At 34.9% G+C, this 18542-nt stretch carries 17 protein-coding genes and 1 other RNA gene; 11 read left to right on the plus strand and 7 right to left on the minus strand.

Going from position 1 to position 18542, the window contains the following annotated elements; translation table 11 throughout:
• Window positions 1-83: 83 nt before the first annotated feature.
• Together KO02_RS06960 and KO02_RS06965 are read right to left on the minus strand one after the other, a co-directional pair.
• Window positions 84-1115 carry a glycosyltransferase family 2 protein gene (locus KO02_RS06960; protein WP_038697019.1) on the minus strand — a complete coding sequence of 344 codons (1032 nt, stop codon included), beginning with the start codon at window positions 1113-1115 and terminating at the stop codon, window positions 84-86.
• On the minus strand, window positions 1112-1978 hold the full coding sequence (locus KO02_RS06965; RefSeq protein WP_038697021.1) for a lysophospholipid acyltransferase family protein: 867 nt from the start codon (window positions 1976-1978) through the stop codon (window positions 1112-1114). Before KO02_RS06965 ends, KO02_RS06960 begins: the two co-directional genes overlap by 4 nt.
• Window positions 1979-2068: 90 nt before the next feature.
• Between KO02_RS06965 and KO02_RS06970 the strand changes: the two genes are divergently transcribed.
• Both KO02_RS06970 and KO02_RS06975 read left to right on the plus strand, forming a co-directional pair.
• A complete protein-coding gene (locus KO02_RS06970) occupies window positions 2069-2680 on the plus strand; it encodes a WbqC family protein (RefSeq protein WP_038697023.1) in 612 nt (203 codons plus the stop codon).
• A 68-nt stretch (window positions 2681-2748) separates the two neighbouring features.
• On the plus strand, window positions 2749-3426 hold the full coding sequence (locus KO02_RS06975) for an outer membrane beta-barrel protein (RefSeq protein WP_038697025.1): 678 nt from the start codon (window positions 2749-2751) through the stop codon (window positions 3424-3426).
• Between the two features lie 27 nt (window positions 3427-3453).
• Here KO02_RS06975 and ppk2 read toward each other — a convergent pair whose 3' ends face one another.
• Entirely contained in the window at window positions 3454-4263 is an 810-nt protein-coding gene (gene ppk2, locus KO02_RS06980) for a polyphosphate kinase 2 (protein ID WP_038702260.1), read from the minus strand.
• 419 nt (window positions 4264-4682) lie between these two features.
• Between ppk2 and KO02_RS06985 the strand changes: the two genes are divergently transcribed.
• From KO02_RS06985 to KO02_RS07005, 5 genes are all read left to right on the plus strand, one after another.
• Window positions 4683-5447: a DUF3050 domain-containing protein gene (locus KO02_RS06985; protein ID WP_038697027.1), complete on the plus strand. Its 765-nt coding sequence runs from the start codon at window positions 4683-4685 to the stop codon at window positions 5445-5447.
• 95 nt (window positions 5448-5542) lie between these two features.
• Window positions 5543-6451 carry an endonuclease/exonuclease/phosphatase family protein gene (locus tag KO02_RS06990; RefSeq protein ID WP_051959793.1) on the plus strand — a complete coding sequence of 303 codons (909 nt, stop codon included), beginning with the start codon at window positions 5543-5545 and terminating at the stop codon, window positions 6449-6451.
• 167 nt (window positions 6452-6618) lie between these two features.
• Window positions 6619-7053 carry an FKBP-type peptidyl-prolyl cis-trans isomerase gene (locus KO02_RS06995; RefSeq protein WP_051959794.1) on the plus strand — a complete coding sequence of 145 codons (435 nt, stop codon included), beginning with the start codon at window positions 6619-6621 and terminating at the stop codon, window positions 7051-7053.
• Window positions 7054-7214: 161 nt separating this feature from the next.
• The gene (gene folB / locus KO02_RS07000; RefSeq protein ID WP_038697028.1) at window positions 7215-7598 is read left to right on the plus strand and encodes a dihydroneopterin aldolase; all 384 of its coding nucleotides are present in this window, start codon (window positions 7215-7217) and stop codon (window positions 7596-7598) included.
• Window positions 7599-9197: 1599 nt separating this feature from the next.
• A complete protein-coding gene (locus tag KO02_RS07005) occupies window positions 9198-9836 on the plus strand; it encodes a peptidylprolyl isomerase (protein ID WP_038697030.1) in 639 nt (212 codons plus the stop codon).
• Between the two features lie 179 nt (window positions 9837-10015).
• Here KO02_RS07005 and KO02_RS07010 read toward each other — a convergent pair whose 3' ends face one another.
• A complete protein-coding gene (locus KO02_RS07010) occupies window positions 10016-10744 on the minus strand; it encodes a metallophosphoesterase family protein (protein WP_038697033.1) in 729 nt (242 codons plus the stop codon).
• 282 nt (window positions 10745-11026) lie between these two features.
• Between KO02_RS07010 and KO02_RS07015 the strand changes: the two genes are divergently transcribed.
• Window positions 11027-11887: a pirin family protein gene (locus tag KO02_RS07015; RefSeq protein WP_038697036.1), complete on the plus strand. Its 861-nt coding sequence runs from the start codon at window positions 11027-11029 to the stop codon at window positions 11885-11887.
• A 44-nt stretch (window positions 11888-11931) separates the two neighbouring features.
• Here KO02_RS07015 and KO02_RS07020 read toward each other — a convergent pair whose 3' ends face one another.
• Window positions 11932-12783 (minus strand): aminoglycoside 6-adenylyltransferase, encoded by an 852-nt coding sequence (locus KO02_RS07020; protein WP_038697038.1) that lies wholly within the window; start codon window positions 12781-12783, stop codon window positions 11932-11934.
• Between the two features lie 165 nt (window positions 12784-12948).
• Here KO02_RS07020 and KO02_RS07025 point away from each other — a divergent pair, with 165 nt between their 5' ends.
• A complete protein-coding gene (locus KO02_RS07025) occupies window positions 12949-13809 on the plus strand; it encodes a DUF808 domain-containing protein (protein WP_038697040.1) in 861 nt (286 codons plus the stop codon).
• 303 nt (window positions 13810-14112) lie between these two features.
• Entirely contained in the window at window positions 14113-14346 is a 234-nt protein-coding gene (locus KO02_RS07030) for a hypothetical protein (RefSeq protein WP_038697042.1), read from the plus strand.
• A 259-nt stretch (window positions 14347-14605) separates the two neighbouring features.
• On the opposite strand, the gene ssrA is transcribed toward KO02_RS07030, so the two are convergent.
• Window positions 14606-14973: a transfer-messenger RNA gene (gene ssrA / locus KO02_RS23195) on the minus strand.
• 162 nt (window positions 14974-15135) lie between these two features.
• Between ssrA and KO02_RS22710 the strand changes: the two genes are divergently transcribed.
• Window positions 15136-16422: a hypothetical protein gene (locus tag KO02_RS22710; RefSeq protein ID WP_051959795.1), complete on the plus strand. Its 1287-nt coding sequence runs from the start codon at window positions 15136-15138 to the stop codon at window positions 16420-16422.
• An 80-nt stretch (window positions 16423-16502) separates the two neighbouring features.
• Here KO02_RS22710 and KO02_RS07040 read toward each other — a convergent pair whose 3' ends face one another.
• Window positions 16503-18533, minus strand: a complete 2031-nt coding sequence (locus tag KO02_RS07040; protein ID WP_038697045.1) for a M3 family metallopeptidase — start codon at window positions 18531-18533, stop codon at window positions 16503-16505.
• Window positions 18534-18542 lie beyond the last annotated feature (9 nt).

Genomic DNA, 18542 nt, shown 5'->3' on the forward strand with positions numbered 1-18542 from the left:
TTTACAAATAGAAATTAATAAAAAATGCAGCTATTGATAAGAGCTGCATTTTTATGCGTTTTTACTTCATGCGAGTAAGGCGTTTAAAAAAAGTTCTCTTGATCTAAGTCTGAAAATTTTTGTTTCTTATCCAGATAGAAATCAGCAATTATTGATTTCTTATATTCACCAGTCTTATTTTCAAGTTGAAGATTATTATTTCTTTTTTTAGCGTTTTTGAAAATATTTAGGAAAAAAGATTGATGTGCCCGGCTCACCGCCCAAGCATCTTTGAATTTTCGATCTAAAAGAAATTTGACTAGAGCTGCAAAATCAAACCAAAAGCGAATAAAAATAATGGTAAAAACCTGACTTATTGCTAGGTTTTTTTGTAGCATATATAGATTATTCCTGAAGTTTAAATAAGTTTTTTGTGGGTTGCTCGCATTCAGAGTGCCTCCTCCTACATGATAGACTGTTGAATCTGGGCAGTATCCAATACGATAGCCCATCCTTTTTAAGCGCCAGCAAAGGTCTATTTCTTCCATATGTGCAAAAAAATCTTCATCAAGTCCCTGTGCTTCTTTCCACGCATGGCTTTTGATGAACAATGCAGCTCCTGATGCCCAGAAAATTTCTTTTTCATCATCATATTGACCAAGGTCATATTCTACCTTATCCATAATACGTCCACAACAGAAAGGGAAGCCATAGCGGTCCAAGTATCCTCCTGCAGCGCCAGCATGTTCAAATTTGGCTTTATTATGGAAAGCAAGTATTTTAGGCTGCGCCGCAACCAATTTTTCGTCTCGCTCTAGCATCTCGATGACGGGTTCTATCCAGTTTGGTGTAACTTCAACATCAGAATTGAGTAGCACATAGTAATCTGCTTCGATTCTTGACAAAATATGGTTATAGCCGCCAGCAAAACCGAAATTCTGCTCGTTTTCTAATAGGGTAATTTTGGGGTATGATGCACTTACAAATGCCAAAGAGTCATCTGTAGACGCATTATCTCCAATTACGAATTCTATATTTGGGTAACTGCTGTTATATACAGAAGGTAAAAATTTTTCTAAGAAAAATCTCCCGTTCCAATTTAAAATAACTACAGCTACTTTAGGGTAATTTTTCATTTTCTACGTTTTCTTTTCCATCTTTTGTGAGACCAAAGCCAATATTGTGGTTCTTCGCGGATGATGTTTTCCGTAAAAGCGTTGTAAATATGGGTGATTTCTTTGTCTGAATAAGCAGATGGATCTTCAATTAATGTGGTAAATTTACAAAAATAATATCCTCTTTTTTCTTTTCTCCCAATATGGCAATAAACAATAGGTCCATTGGTCATTTTTGATATCCGCTCAAGACCTGTATATACGAGTGTCTCTTGGTTTAAGAATTGGAGGAAGTAATCCGAATCTGAATAGGTCGGAGCTTGATCTGCCACAAAAACGCTCACACTCGGTTTACCCCTTAATTTAACTAAATGCCTTACAATTTGCTTCATGGGTACCATAACTGCTCCAAATCTTGTGCGAACTTGATTATAGACTTGGTCTACGGTCTTATTATTTAAGGGCTTATATACGATAAGTGTTGGTGCATCTGTGATGGTGCTTAAGCCATGGATCCCATATTCCCAATTGGCATAGTGGGCAGTAGCTGCAATTACTGTTTTATTTTGATCTAAATGCCTCGTGAGTTCATGCTCGTCCACAAGCGTAAGTCTTCTACTGACCTCATCTTTTGAAATGCGCTTAAATTTTAGACATTCTAAAATAAGATCTGGGAAAAAGCGATAGAATTTCTTCGCTATTGCACGTATTTCTTCTTCGCTTTTTTCAGGAAATGAATTTCTTAGGTTATCAAAAATCACATTTTTACGATATCGAACAATATAATATAGGATATAATAAAATAGGTCGGATACCTTAAATATCAACCAGAATGGCATTAAAGCGATTAGATATAAAAGTGCTGATAATGCTTTTTGTTTCATGTATTCTTTGTAACTATTCTAAATCTTACCTGCAAATATCCCTAATTTAAGTTATTTTTGCAGCAGATAAAATAAAATTCAGCGATTTTTATGTCAACTCATTTATTATTAACAACTTGTTACTTACCTCCAATATCATATTTTCATTGTATTCAACAAAATCCTTTGCCGATTTTGATTGAGAAGTATGATAATTTTCAAAAACAAACTTATCGCTCCAGAACGCGTATTGCTACTGCAAATGGAATACAGGAATTGATTGTACCTATTCAGCATAGCAAAAGTGAGCGTTCACCAATGTCCCATAAACGGATTTCGTACGAATTTGATTGGCAAAGATTACATTGGTTAAGTTTGCAGGCGGCTTATCGAAATTCAGCTTATTTTGAATATTATGAGGATGATTTTGCTCAGTTTTATAATAAAAAATATGATTTATTATTTGATTATAATGTAGCACAATTAGAGCTTTTGTTAAAATCATTGAAATTGAAGCGAGAACTTTCCTTTACTGATGAATATTTTAGAGAAGTACCCAATGTGGTAGACCTTAGAGATCAGATTCACCCAAAGAAACAGAGTCTTTTGTTGAATCCTAAACCATATTATCAAGTTTTTGAAGAAAAGAATGGATTTTATCCAGATTTAAGTATAGTGGACCTGTTATTTAGTCAGGGACCGCAGTCTAAAAATTACTTTTAAAAAGTAATTATAGTCGGAATCAAACTTTTTAGACCTATTATTGTTTTTCGATAATAGGTTTGTTTTTTATGAAGAGAATTTTAGCGACTACTTTTTGTTTGTTTTTGTGTTTTTCTGTTTTTGCTCAAACTGGAGTAGATACCTTACATTTCCGTAAGGTATATTATTTTGGTGGTACTGGAATGGGATTCCCTATGGGGAAAACCAAGGATGTTTTATCTCCTAAGTTTTCAGGAAGCTTAGGATTGGATATCTCGTTGAAAAACCCTAAATACTATCTTTATCCTGCATTATATACGTTGTCATTTGACTATAAGCAAAAAATTCAAGACAATCAATATGCCTTTAAAGTTGAAGATGCGAATGCGAATTTTTACACTTTATCATTAGCCGGTGGTGTTCGTAAACAATTGAGATTGTTGAATGCCTATGCCTATGCAGGCCCAGGGTTTGGCTTTCTAGTAGAGCCTAGAGTGCATGTAGATGCTGTCAATAACATTGCACAAATAGATAATAAGAAGAAATTTTCTTTTTCAGGTAAACTTGGGGTAGGTGCCGATTATCGGTTTAATGGTTTCTTCCTAGGTATGGAAATCGGATACTTGCATTCCTTCAATAAAATACAGGAAACGCCAATCAATATCATGACCATTATGGTTGGCCTCAAGTCCGATATAACACGATTGGGTGATAAGGTAATCAAAGTGATAGGGGTAGATGGCTCGATCAGTGGAAAAGAGAAATAATAATTAACTCTTTCCCACTTCTTACCCTCAATTATAGATTTTCACAATATCCTCGATTTTTCCGATCTTTTGATTCGAGATTTGGTTGATGATAATTTTAAAAACTTCAAGACGAGCTTTCTTTTTGTTATCGGTTTCAATTTCAACCCAAGGTGTTTTTTTTGTACTTGTATTTTTGAACAATTCTTTAATATAGATGCTGTAGGTGTCCCACTTTTCCTGAGCTTGTTTGTCAAGAGGGCCAATTTTCCATTGTTTTAAGACATCGGTTTTTCTTTCTTCCAGTCTTTTTGCTTGTTCTTCTTTAGAAATGGTCAAGAATAACTTGATTAAGATGACGCCATCTTGTATTAATAGTTCTTCCACCTCTTTGACTTGTTTTAAGAACAGTTTGTACTGTTCTTCTGTGCAGAAGCCAAATACGGGTTCAACAACAGCACGATTGTACCAGCTTCTATCAAAAAAAACAAGCTCTCCAGCATTGGGTAATTGTTTAAAATAGCGTTGAAAGTACCATTGGTTAGATTCTTCTTCTGTAGGCTTAGGTAAGCTAACGACACGCAATTTTTTTGGATTCAGGTATTCGACAAGTCTTTCTATAGCGCCTCCCTTACCGGCAGCATCTCTTCCTTCAAAAATAATCAATACTCGCTTGTTTTCTGCGATGACGGTATTTTGGACTGCTGTTAGTTGAATTTGCAGTTCATGTAGCTCTTTTTCGTATTCGTATGTTTCTAAAAATTTCTTTTCCTTGATTACTTTTTTATCGACCAAGTATTGGAAAACCTCTTTATTGTTTAAGATGTTTACAAAATCTTCTAAATTAAAATCCGCCATATGGAATATATTTAATTGGGTTACCATGTTATAACATTCAATATACGGTAGAAGTTTATTTTTTAGACCGATTACTGCGATAAATATTTTGAACCAACAATAATGTCTTCACTAAGGCGTTATACATGTAGTAAATCAGTTGTTCCTTAAATTAAAGAACAGCGGTTTGTTTTATCAAGTATTGATTTGATAAAATTTAAAAAAAAATGAACGGTGCACAATAATATAATCAGTCGGTCGTTTTAATTACAAATACTTTTCATAAAATAGGTTAATATATGGCTAACGATAAGCTTGAGGTTCCCCACTTCAAGCTTTTCTATTTTTAGAAGGTCATATATGTAAATAAGAAGTCAATTTTTTTTAAAAATTGTTCAATTTTCATTCTGAGAAACTACTTTTGCTTCAAATCATAAGATATGGAATACATCAAGAATGTTAATGACTACATTGCTACGGAAAGAGATCAATTGCTTGCCCATCCACTTTATTCTAAAATAAAAACGTTAGGGGATCTTCAGGTTTTTATGCAGGGACATGTTTATGCAGTATGGGATTTTATGTCACTATTGAAAGCATTACAGCAAAAGTTAACATGTACTACTACACCTTGGTACCCTTCTGCGTATCCAGATACGAGATATTTGATTAATGAAATTGTTGTTGCTGAAGAATCAGATGAGTATATTGACGGTAGACGCTTAAGTCATTTCGAGATGTATCTTGATGCGTTGGAAGCTATCGGAGGGAGTACACATGAAGTTAATGAGTTCTTAAATCAAGTTTATAAGGGTTCTCCTATTTTCGAAGTGATAGCTGAAAGCACACTACATTCAAACATAAAAGAGTTTTTGACATTTACCTTTGATATTATTGAAAATGGATCAGCGCATGAAATAGCTGCCGCATTTACATTTGGGAGAGAAGATCTAATCCCAGATATGTTTTCTTCTATTCTCAAGGAGATTCAACTGAATTTTCCTAATGCAAATCTAGAAAAACTGCTTTATTACTTTGAAAGGCATATTGAATTGGATGCAGACGAACATGGACCACTGGCGATGAAAATGATTATGGAATTGTGTGGTGATGATCTTGGGAAATGGAAAGAAGTGGAGGAAGTGTCGAAATTGGCTCTAGAAAAGAGAATTAAATTATGGGATGCAATTGATGCAACGTTATAATCGATTCAATTTAAAGAAGTTTTAATTGTGGGGTTATTGTAATTTAATTTAAGCATGCTATCTTTGTTATAGAACAAGCCTAGTTGTAAATAAATATGTTTTTTCAATATCTTCAGGAATTATGGAAATCTTTAATGCGAAGAAAAGATCATGTTTTCCTACACGAAAAACAATATGAATTGCCCGATTTACTATCGGGCAATTTTTCTGTTATAACGTACAATGTCGCAGGGTTACCACAAGTTATTTCATCAGCAAAGACGAATCGGTCAAAAAGTATAGCACATATTGGTGTATTACTAAATAGTTTCGATATTGCCCACATCCAAGAAGATTTCAATTACAACCACTATTTATACCAATACGGTAACCTACACCCATTTCGTACAATCAGTATGGGGTTAGCCATATTTGGCGATGGGTTGGACTGTTTATCAAAATATCCACTCTCTAATTTTAAACGGATAGAATGGCTTAATAGAACGGGCTCAGATCGGTTGACACCAAAAGGGTTCAGTTGCTGCACCCTTCACTTGGGGCAAGGGGTAGAACTCGATTTTTATAATATACATGCCAATTCTCAAGATAATAAAAGAGCCGCACAGGCTAGGAGAGCCAATTATCATCAATTAGCAGCATATATCAATAAGTTTTCGGTTGGTAAAGCTATTATTGTCGCTGGAGATTTTAATGCTCATTTTTCATATGCTGAAGATAATTTGGTTGATTTTATGAATAAGACGCAATTAAGTGATAGTTGGGTTTCGCTCCAACATAATCATGTGGCACCAACCATTGATCCATTGTTTCTATGTCTAGATATAATGGATATTGATAATAAGTCGGAATCAATCGATAAGGTCATGTTTAGGAGCAATGATAGGCTTGTTCTAACACCAAAGCGATATCAAGTGGAGAAAGCAGATTTTGTTAATGAGCAGGGGCATGCGCTATCCGATCATTGGCCGATTTCAGTCATATTCGATTGGAAGTTGAATCAGTAAGGAAGGTTTGATATTTCTCCTCTTATAAACCCTTGCTAGTAGAGGAGATCCGATAATTATTTAATAATCACGAGTCCCAAATAAAAGACTCAAATGAATATTTGTTTTATATATCACAGACTTAAACTGTGTATAAAACATACTTATCTAAGTTTAAAAGGAAAAAAATGGCTAACGCAACAGGATATTTAAAAAAGCTACGCTTAGAAGCTAAAAAAAATTTAATTGAGGGAGAAGCATTCTTAAAGGAGAATGGCATGCGCGATTGCGTAGTAAGCTTACCTTCGGGGTTACAATATGAAATCATTGTGGATGGAGAGGGAAAGACCCCAAAATTAACAAATAGTGTTAAGTGTTTTTATAAGGGGACCTTAATCAATGGTACAGTTTTCGATTCAACAGAGAAGCGTAAAAAGGCAGCTTCATTTCCTGTTAACGAAGTCATACCAGGATGGACGGAGGCTCTGCAATTAATGAAAGAGGGAAGTAAGTGGCGTTTGTTTATTCCATCGGCACTTGGATATGGAGAATTGAGTGTTTCAAAAGAGATTGGTGGGAATGCTACTTTGATATTTGAAGTGGAGCTTGTATCCATTCACTAGTACGTATATTTTAAAATCAAATAGTCGGTTGTATGTTCCGTTAGAATTTTAGGACACTTGTATTCTCCAATCAAAACTTTTCGATACTGGGAGATATGGATTTTTGAGGTGAATTTACATTTGATGTTCGCATTATTAAGAATAAAAAGTAGGTTTGTAATATGAAAATATTACAAACCGTTTCTTTAGAAGATGTTCGAGTTTTTGCTCCGATTGGATTTTACGAAGAAGAGCAACTTTTGGGAAATGAATTTTTAGTACAAGCTTCAGTGAGCTTTGATGCAGGTGATGATGATTACGAAAATTTGGATAAGACTGTCAATTATGAAATCTTATATCAAATTATTCAAAAAGTTATGACGCCTAAACGTAAGTTGTTAGAGTCAGCTGCTCATGAGATTTTAAAAGCGATCCATCTGTATTTTTCGTTTGCGCAATCTATCGATGTTTCCATAAAAAAATTAAATCCTCCTTTTGGAGGTGATTTTGCTCATTCAAAGGTTTCCGTTCGGTACTCACAACCCAATTCAGGCTTGGTCATTTAACCTCCAATCAGAGGAATTCTACCAGACTATCATTTCGAAGTCTTGCTTTTAGTTCTGACTATGCAAGGCTTTTTTTATGATTTTTTCCTCTGTTGTTATTGCTGTTCCCAAGATGCAAATGACAACAGAAATATGACATCATCTCTTACTGTATTTGTTTAACAATTTTACAAATACATTTATGATATCAAATTTGTTTGGATTGTTCATTTCTATTATAACGAGTAGGGGACACCATAAAATTGGATTTCCAGTTGTGGGGACCTTATTATAAAATCTCTTCTAAATATGTATTATAAGTTTATATGGTTACTGTAAATATTTGCTTTATAATTGTTTATGTCTTATTTTCTGTTTTATCCAAACTTTTATCTAGCCCTATTACTAGAATGTATGCTTCATCTGTTGATTTTCCCTTGTTAGATGGTAGGGTTGTTGAGATTTTGATGAGGTGGCCTGTTGTTCCGATTAACTAGATTATTCTTAAACGGTTTTAGTTTTCTGTATAGGTGAAGGAATTCGTGGTTCAACCTTTTGTTTTAAGAAGAGAATTAGTTGATTTAACGATCTTTTTGCACGAAGTCTAGTGATGTACTTGCTTTTTCAAAATCATAGCTTACAGAGGGCTGATGCGTATTCTAGATGATTTACCTTTCTAGAGCCTGATTTGGTTTACTTGATTTGACTCATATGTTTTTTATGGAATTGGATTCTAATTCCAACGAAATAGCTGTATATAATACTTGTAATATATAAACTAAATATTCATTTAATTAACATTTAATTATTGATTAATAGAATTTTATATAATATTTATTTATCCTTAATCTATTGTGATAAGAGTTTTATCGTATGGCACAACTTGTTATTATCTGTTTTATTTGAAATAGTTAGCTAGCTCTAGAAGATGTAACGATAAGAGACAGAGTAATTTCTAGCGCTTTGCTATCCTCTTTTTTAATAGTTGTTTGGCTCTGTGCATAGGTTATAAATCGATTTGCATTCCTGATCTTAGGTGTAAAACATCCCTATTGGGGATAATTTGTTAAAATTCTATACTATTATTTTTAGTTTCCAAATTTTTGGTGATTGTTACTTATAATGAGGAGGTTAAGGAATGCTGTCGTGAATGTGAGATTCAATTTTTTCATTATGAATTTTGTAAATATTATGTTCAATAAGTTGTATGTCAGTATTTAGTATGTGGTTGTATTACCTGTTTGTTTATATTAATTTGGAATAAAAAACACCTTGCCATCGGAGTGAATGTCGTATTGCAAATTGAAAACTATAGAGGATTTCATCCATTTTTAACACCGAACGTTTTCGATTTCAAGTGTTTATTCAACAGGTGAAATGGTTTAGTTTTGATTAACCCCTTAGTTTACCCGATACTAAATCATGTGCACTGGTATGAAGAGACTCCAAATTTTCGGTCTATGTAAGGTTCATTATCACAATATATAAAAGGAAAATGCCATGGAGATTTTATTGAAATAGACGCATAATCTAGAAGGTCTCTTGTAGGTTAGCGACAATAATATTGTTGTCGCTTTATTTTTAAATAAAATTGAATTACCTTCATTTTAAATTTATAAAATGAAAAAACTCACGATTTCCTTGCTGTTTTTATTATTTGTTGTGGCCGCTAAAGGTCAAACACATCGCTTATTATTCCATACAACGTATGGAGATTTTAAGGTTGTTCTGTATGATTTTACGCCGAAACATCGCGATTTAATATTGAAGGCGATTGACAATCAAGTTTATAAAGATGCGCTATTCAATCGTATTATTTCCAATTTTGTGGTGCAAGGAGGAGAACATGATATTGATATAGAACAACGCGAAGCACAGGATCTATCAAATAGAAAACTTCGTTTAGCGCCAGAATTTGATGATCGGGCATACCATAAGATAGGGGCTTTGGGAGCTGGGAGGGATAGCAATACTGAAAAAGCATCCTTCTTGAATCAAATCTATTTTGTAGTCGGCAAACCTGTCTCCGCGCATGATTTGAATCAATTGGAAGAAAAAAAAGGAATTAAATATTCGAACGAACAAAGAAGTGACTACTTGAAAAGCGGTGGGCAACCGCGGTTGGATCATGATTTTACGGTATTTGGCGAGATATATGATGGATTGGAAGTAATCTTAAAAATTAGTAAAGTAAAAACTGATGCCAAAGACTATCCCTTGCAAGAAGTACGATTCGAATTGTCTGAGATTAAGGATTAAAGTGTACAGTTGAATTCTTTTTATGCGCTGTGATATCGATTATTGTAGCTTAATTAAGATTTAGTTACTGTTTAATGAGCAATTACGGTAGTTATCGTGGTGGTGAGAACTGGATTAATAGCGGTTCATATTGTGTAAATAATAAAGTGCATTACATCTTATTTTATTATTTACAGGATTTATTGAGACAATAAGAAGTTTGCATAAAAATTAGGTATTGCACTTGTTTTTATTTCTTTAGTTACCATCCTTACATTATAGGGAGTTCGAATGATTTCAGCTACAACACGGTCTTCGTACAACTGCAATAAAAGGTATGAAGCGTCTTTACATTTCTCCTTAGGTCGTCCAACTGAGCCTGCGTTAATAACCCATTTTTTATCAAGACACTTGATAAAAGAAGTATGCGTATGCCCCATCACCAATATGTCGGCCTGTGTCTCGCTTAGTATCTGTTCAAACGTACTGTCCGGTTCTGTTTCATACAGATACTCTTCATTGCTTGCTAAACTACCATGAACTAACTGAATACGCCAACGTTTATGTTTTACTTTGAAATCCAATTGCATCAGATAAGGGCATTGACTTAAAAACAATTTATTTTCCTCTTTAATGATTTCTTTAGTATGGCTAATAGCACGGATACGACATTCTGTTTCTTCGTTATTGTGTTTTTGAAGTGGTATTATAGGGTGGTCAAAAGCGATGCGTTCATCGTGATTACCCATTAAGCAAGGGATTTTTTCTTGTATCACCCGTTCGATCACCTCATTGCTCCAAGGAGCAAAGTCTACCAAATCCCCTAAACAATATCTGTGCTCGATATTCCTTGCTGCGATATCAGCCAATACTGTTGTTAGAGCAGGTAAGTTTCCGTGTATATCACTAAAAATGGCAATCTGTATCATATATAGTTTGTGGGTAAAATTAATAAATTCACCAAAGTAATTTATGGTACTTTTTGCAGATTTAGTCGTCTTTTAATTCAATTTTAATCACATTATATATCCTTAACATATTAATTTCCCTTGTGATTTTCTATTATTGAGGAATAGGTGTAAGAGGAACTACATCTCACTTCTGTTGAACAACAATTTTGAAGATACTGGTAGAAAGCTATTTTCTTATCCTAGATCAATTAATATTGGCAGTTCTAGTGTTAACTTTGTGGTATACTAAAGGAAAAGAATATGAAAAATGTAGAAATTATTGCAAAACCGCAAGCAGCTCACTTTGTTGGAGATGGATTTCGAGTACATAATTTGATACCAAGTATTGCTTCTGCTACTAGGATGAGTCCCTTTATTCTTTTGGATTATAACTCGACTTACAATTTTCCGCCGAGTGAAATTCCGAAAGGAGTAGGAGTACACCCACACCGTGGATTTGAAACCGTTACAATTGCCTATAAAGGAAGAGTTGAGCATGGAGATAGCTCTGGTGGAGGTGGTGTCATTGGGGAAGGTGATGTGCAATGGATGACCGCAGCATCAGGTATCCTGCATAAAGAGTTTCATGAAACGGCATGGAGTAAAATAGGGGGAGATTTCCAGATGGTTCAATTGTGGGTAAATTTGCCTGCAAAAGAAAAGATGAGTATTCCAAAATATCAGGCGATAGCCAATCATGAGCAAACAAAAGTTAAACTTGATAAAGGTGTTGTGGAAGTAATAGCCGGTGAATACAAGGGGAATAAAGGACCTGCATCTACTTTTACACCCATGCATGTTATGAACGCTAAACTAGATGCGGGTGGAAATGCAATGTTTTCATTTCCTAAACATTATAATACTGCAATGATTGTTATCGAAGGTAATGTGATGATCAATGGTAAAGAGAAGGCACCTTCAGATCATTTTGTGCTATTCAAAAATGATGGTGAAGATTTTGAAATTCAAGCGATAGATCAAGCAATAGTACTAGTTATGAGTGGAGAGCCTATATTGGAACCTATTGTGAGCCATGGACCATTTGTGATGAATACTAGGGAGGAAATCAGTCAAGCATTTGAAGATTTTAATAATGGTAGATTCGGTTATTTAGCTGATTAGTAGAATAGGCGATTCTCTTGTGAATCGCCTATTTTATGAGGTTATTAATCATTTCTAATTTTTAAAATATAACGATAAACGCTATGAGCTTCGTCTATATTAACACGGTATTGAAAATGTGCTGCAAGGTTTATTTCTAAGTCTCGGAAAATGGTCATCATATGTATCAATGCAAGCCAATTGTTCTCAATAGATGCATCTGCATAGGTTTGTAATATGGATTGATATAATTCCTTAGCGAGGTGTTTTTTTGCAAGTTTTCCAGATTTACCAAAAGAAACTTGAAATTTTTTCTCTACACCAATGTGCCAAGCGATTAGATTCATAAACATGGGACGGACTACAGATTCCATCATATCTTTAGCATATAGTACCTCTTTTCGGGCCAGTCCTTTCGCCACGTATGTGCAAACCCACCAAAACTCATTGCAGGTCTCCTGAAATATTCTTTCATTGGGTTTAACAATGTGATAATCGCTATCATTTGAAGTGATGATGTTTTTGAAGAGATGATCTTTGTCTACCCAAATCATTGTTAAACTATCGTTCTTAAAGTCAGAATGGAATTTACTTTTAGGAAACAGGGTTAAATCAACACGGTTTTCATCTTCAAAAATCATTAAATACGTGAATGTTACTTTTTCTTCTTTTGGGTCTGACCCTAATAGCATTTCATCTGGAAGTTGCTGAATGATAGTTTTTCCTAAAAAAGAAGTCCATTCTCTGTCGGCTATAAACGACTCTATATCATTTACAATAAAGAGTAAGTCAAAGTCTTGATATCTGTCGGGGAGAATATTGGGATTTGCACGAGAACCATTGAGTAGAACCGCTCGAACACGTGCATCATTTTTAGCAAAATCGATAATGGTATTTTTAAGTTCTTTGTTATCCATGATGAAAATGAGTTATAAATGTCTCGTAATTTGCTTAAATAAAACAATATTGAGTAGATGGAAGAAGAAATTTTGAGAACATTTTTAGTATGAAATAAAAATTAAGAAATATAAAATGAATTTCAAAATCATTTTATATTTTGTCCTACTAAATATAAGATACATATGGCTTCAGGTATATTTGCAATATTGGATGATATTGCCGCTCTAATGGATGATGTGGCGGTTACGAGTAAAATTGCTGCAAGCAAGACTGCTGGAATTCTTGGCGATGATTTAGCTGTAAATGCGGAGAAAGCTACTGGTTTTCTTTCCTCACGTGAAATTCCGGTCTTGTGGGCAATCACGAAAGGTTCGTTTATCAATAAAATCATCATTGTACCAATTGCTTTGTTGTTGAATGTCTTTTTTCCTGTCGCCATTAAATTTATTTTAATCATAGGTGGAATCTATCTGGCGTATGAAGGGGTCGAAAAGATTATTGAGTATTTGTTCCATCGGCAGAAGACAGGTCATGAGGTGGTCGTTGAAAATGAAGAAAATAACAGCGAATTAGAGAAAACTAAAGTAAAATCAGCTATTACAACAGATTTCATATTATCTGTTGAGATTGTGATCATTGCATTGGGAACGGTATTAAATGAAAGCCTAACGATTCAAATTTTAACAGTATCTGTCGTTGCTATGTTCGCTACTATTGGTGTATATGGGATTGTTGCATTAATTGTTCGCATGGACGATGCGGGGTATAAGTTAATCAAGCGATCGAATGATAAAGGTGTCGTTTCTAAATTTGGGCATTTATTGGTTAAATCCTTACCTGTTGTCATCAAAGTTTTAGCAGTGGTAGGAACTGTTGCTCTGATTTTAGTGTCGGGTGGTATTTTTGAACATAATATTGATTATTTGCATCACTTTTTACCAAATATACCATCTATTTTGAAACAAATTGGTTATGGTATAGTGGCTGGATTATCTGCAGTTCTGGTCATGACAGCAGTTAAGAAGGCATTTGCTAGTAATTAATATTACGTGAGTATGGTGTGAAAAAGGCATCCATTTGGATGCCTTGTTTGTAAGCTTTTAAGCTGCATTTAAGGAAACAGTTTTTTGATTTTATCTATTTCAAAAGTGTTCTGAGAGTTGAATGATATGGAATTCATATAATGAAGCAATGATTTATTCATTTGTGTTATATATTAAAAGATTGTAATTCATGGATTATTAAAATATTAATTTTGATCTACAATACTTTTAAGCTGTTGTTTTGCCAAATCAAACTGGTATATTTAGATAAAAGCAATTCAGCTTTCCCACTATTCAAATAATATGAGACAGTTAGCGGTTAAAATATTACAGTTGGTAAAAGAACACAAAGATCTTCTACCCTTGATGACAAATGAATATTTTCAAGATGAATTGGCCATTTTAGAAAGGAGTGGTTTTATTAGGGGTTATAAGCCAGCAATTGGGCAAAGTCCCTATGAATGCTATGATATTACAAGAAAGGGTATCGAACGTCTTATTGAATTAGAAGCATCAAATTATAAAAGAGTAGGCTGATTACCTGCTCTTTTTATTTATGGATCTTTAAGGTAATGCTTGCGCCTAATTGGAATAAGGTGTTGCATTATGTTTCTTACGTAACTAATTGTTAGTTATGTGTTTGAGCTGTTTAGCGAGACCAAATTTTGGACAGAAGTTTGGTCTCGATTTGGTCTCGCTGGAAATAAGAAATATGGAATAGTCAGGAGGGCTTATAAACGACAAAACCCTATAAATACTGCTATTTATAGGGTTTTGATACTACTTGTTGTGTTAATCGTGGAGCCGGAGAGATTCGAACTCTCGTCCAGTCATGGTACTGTATACGCTTTCTACATGCTTAGCTACTCTTTGAGTGTCGAGCGAGGGAAGGTGAGTTGCTTACCTATACCGTACGCCGTATTTGCTGAGTCTTACAGATGATTAGCAAAATCACACCTGCCAGTTCTATTGTTCGATGCCCCGAATGTTAAACCAAAGAACAGGATCTAACGGGACAAATAGCTATGTTAAGTCTAACTTAAGCAGCTAAGGCGTAGTTTTCTTCGCCAGTTGTAATTCTGAAAGTTCCGATTAAAGTGCTCTACTAACAACGCACTGCATGCTTACATAACCGTCTCCATCCTGTCAATTCCGGTCGACCCCAATTATGTAGAACACAAAAATACAAATATTATTTCAATAAAGAGCTAATGCAGGCAGTACGAATGTAATTTATTTACTAACTTACATATATTGATATACAAACAATTGTTAATCAGAATTGTTATCAGAATGAAATATTCATTGAATCAAAATTAAATCTACATGGCTAAAGAATTAAAATCTAAAAAAACGAAAAAGACCAATAATAAAGTGTCTAAACCAGTAGCAAAGAAAAAATCTGCTGATGAAGTCAGTAATATATATGCAACTACTGAAAAATCTAAAAAGCCGCGCAAATTAAAGAAGTCATCTAAAAAGGAGGTTTCAAATGATGATTCTAAATTAATTAAGGCTTATAAAAAACTGAATAAGAAAGTGCGAGAAGCACTTTTAGATATACAGGAAAAATTACCTTTTTTTCATGTAGAGGAGAATGGTCAAACTACCGGTTCAAAGAAAAAAGAAGGTTCATCGAAACCAGTGAAAGAGCAAAAGGCTTCGGATACGAAAAGTAAGAAGAATGCTGTGGATAAGAAAAGTGCCTCAAATAAAGGTATCTCCCTTAAAAATAAAAAAGAGGATAAACCAGAGCCATCTAAAACTGAAGCGAAAAAATCTAAAGTTGATAAAAAAAAGAAATCAAACAATGATGAAAGCCCTAAGTCTGTAGCTAAGAGCAAAGCTAAAGCTTCAGGAGAGGTCAAGAATAAAAAAAGTGAAGGAAAGCAGGATAAAAATTCAATGAAGTCAGTTGCTACTAAAGATATAACAGCTAAAGAGGATGAAACAAAAGCCCCGGTAGCGACAAAGGTCCCTGAGGTCAAAAAACCTGTAGCGCCTGTTAGTGCTTCTGCAACAAAGCCTGCAACTGCTAAATCTGCGCCTGCTAAAAAGGTTGAAGTAAAAGCTCCTGTAGCTTCAAAGACAGCTGAGGTCAAAAAAGCTGCAGCTCCTGCTAGTGCTTCAGCAGCAAAGCCGGCAGCTACTAAATCTGCTCCTGCTAAAAAGGTTGAAGTAAAAGCTCCTGTAGCTTCAAAGACAGTTGAGGTCAAAAAACCTGCTGTGCCTGCAAGTGCTTCAGCAGCAAAGCCGGCAGTGCCAGCGAGTGATACTGCATCAAAACCAGTTGCTGCTAAATCTACTGCTAAAAAGGATGAAGCAAAAGCTCCAGTAGCTTCAAAGGCAGCTGAGGTTAAAAAGCCTGCAACGCCTTCAACTGCTTCTAAAGCAAAGCCGTCAGCTGCTAAATCTGCTTCTGTTAAAAAAGATGAAGCAAAATCTCCTGAAGCTATAAAGAAGGCTGAGGTTAAAAAGCCTGCGAATGCTTCTGCACCAAAACCAGCAGCTCAATCTGCGCCAAAGACGTTGGAATCAACGAAAACAGATGATGTAAAAGCTCCTGTTGAAAATACGTCTCCAACGGAGGATGCTTCTGACGTAAAAAAATAGGCATATGCTATCCTTAAAAATAATAAAAAAGGTTGTTTCATATTATGAAACAACCTTTTTTATAAAACTAAATATTAAGTTTATTTAAGTAAGCCAGCTCGCTTGAGTAAAGCATCTACTGTAGGTTCTTGGCCTCTAAATTCTTTATATAAACTCATCGGATGTTTAGTGCCCCCTTTAGATAATACAGTATCTTTAAACTTTGTTGCAATTTCCTTGTTAAAGATGCCATTTTGTTTAAAGTAGTCAAATGCATCAGCATCCAACACCTCCGCCCATTTGTAACTATAATAACCGGATGAATAACCACCATTGAAAATATGCGAGAATGAAGTACTCATTGCATTATCCACAACATCTGGATAGAGTTGTGTAGATGCGAATTGTTCATTTTCAAATTGTTTAAGGTTATTGATTGTTGTTGGATCTTGACCATGCCAGCCCATATCTAACTTACCAAAGCTCAACTGACGGAGAGTTGCCATACCCTCTAAGAAAGATGCACTTTCACGTATTTTTTCAACGAGCTCCATAGGAATAGCTTCTCCTGTTTCATAATGTTTAGCGAAAAGAGCAAGGGCCTCCTGTTCATAACACCAGTTCTCCATGATTTGGCTTGGCAATTCGACAAAATCCCAAAACACAGAAGTTCCAGAAAGTGTAGGGTAAACCGTATCTGCAAGCATACCATGTAAAGCATGACCAAATTCATGAAATAAAGTGGTCACTTCATTAAAGGTTAAGAGTGATGGTTTAGTCTCTGTTGCTGGTGTGAAGTTACAAACGATCGAAACATGAGGGCGTTCATTAATACCATCTTTCTTATATTGTGGTTTGAAAGAGGTCATCCAGGCACCATTACGTTTACCTTTTCTTGGGAAAAAGTCAACATAGAAAACAGCGATGAAATTACCTTTATCGTCTTTTACTTCAAAAGTCTGTACATCTTTATGATATTTGTCAATAGTTTGTACTTCATTGAAGTGTAAACCAAATAATTTTCCAGCTATTTCAAATGCACCTTCTAGTACGTTCTCTAATTTGAAATAGGGTTTTAACTGCTCGTCATCAAGTTGAAATTTCTTTTGTTTCAATTTTTCAGCATAATAAGCTCCATCCCATTTTTCCAAAACGGCGATGCCATCGGTTTCATTGGCGAAAGAGGTCAGTTCCTGAAATTCATCTATTGCGGCAGGTTTTGCCTTGATTAATAGATCATCTAAGAATTCATTTACTTTAACAGGTTTTTGTGCCATACGCTCTTCTAAAACAAAGTGGGCATGGGTTTCATAACCTAAAAGTTGAGCGCGCTGGAAACGTAGTTTTGTTATTTTTAAAACAATCTCTTCATTATTGTTCTCATTTGCCTGGTATCCTTTTTTACCTGCAGCTATGCTTATTGTTTTACGTAGTTCACGATTATCGGCGTAGGTTACAAAGGGTACATAACTCGGGTAGTCCAAGGTAAAGATCCAACCTGCTTTTTCTTGGGATTTTGCTAATCCTGCTGCCGCTTCTTTGACACCATCCGGCAATCCAGCCAGTTCAGTTTCGTCAGTGATATGAAGTTCATAAGCATTCGTATCTGCTAATACGTGCTCTCCGTATTTTAATTTTAGAAGTGAAAGTTCCGTATCAATAGCACGGAGTTGATTTTTTTCATCATCCGCTAGAAGCGCTCCATTACGAACAAAATCTTTATAATTTTTCTCTAATAAGGTAGATTCCTCCACTGTTAGCTCTAACTTATCTTTTTGATCATAGATTTGCTTAATTCTTTTGAATAAGTCAAAATTAAGGGTGATATCATTGCCCAATGCTGAAAGTTTAGGAGCAACATCTTGTGCAATTTGCTCCAACTCGTCGTTTGTTTCCGCTGAATGCAGATTAAAAAAAACATTAGATAGACGATCTAATGGCATGCCCGAAAAAGCGAGTGCTGCAATCGTATTTTCGAAAGTCGCTTGCTCAGTTGCATGGGCAATATCATCAACTTCAGCCCTAGTGCTAGCGATAGCTTGATCAAATGCTGGTATATAGTCTTCGTTTTTTATTTTAGAAAATGGCGCGGTATTATGAACCGTCTCAAAATGTTTTGTTAAGATACTCATAAAGTAAAT

Origin of the sequence: Sphingobacterium sp. ML3W (assembly GCF_000747525.1) — a bacterium.
GTDB lineage: Bacteria > Bacteroidota > Bacteroidia > Sphingobacteriales > Sphingobacteriaceae > Sphingobacterium.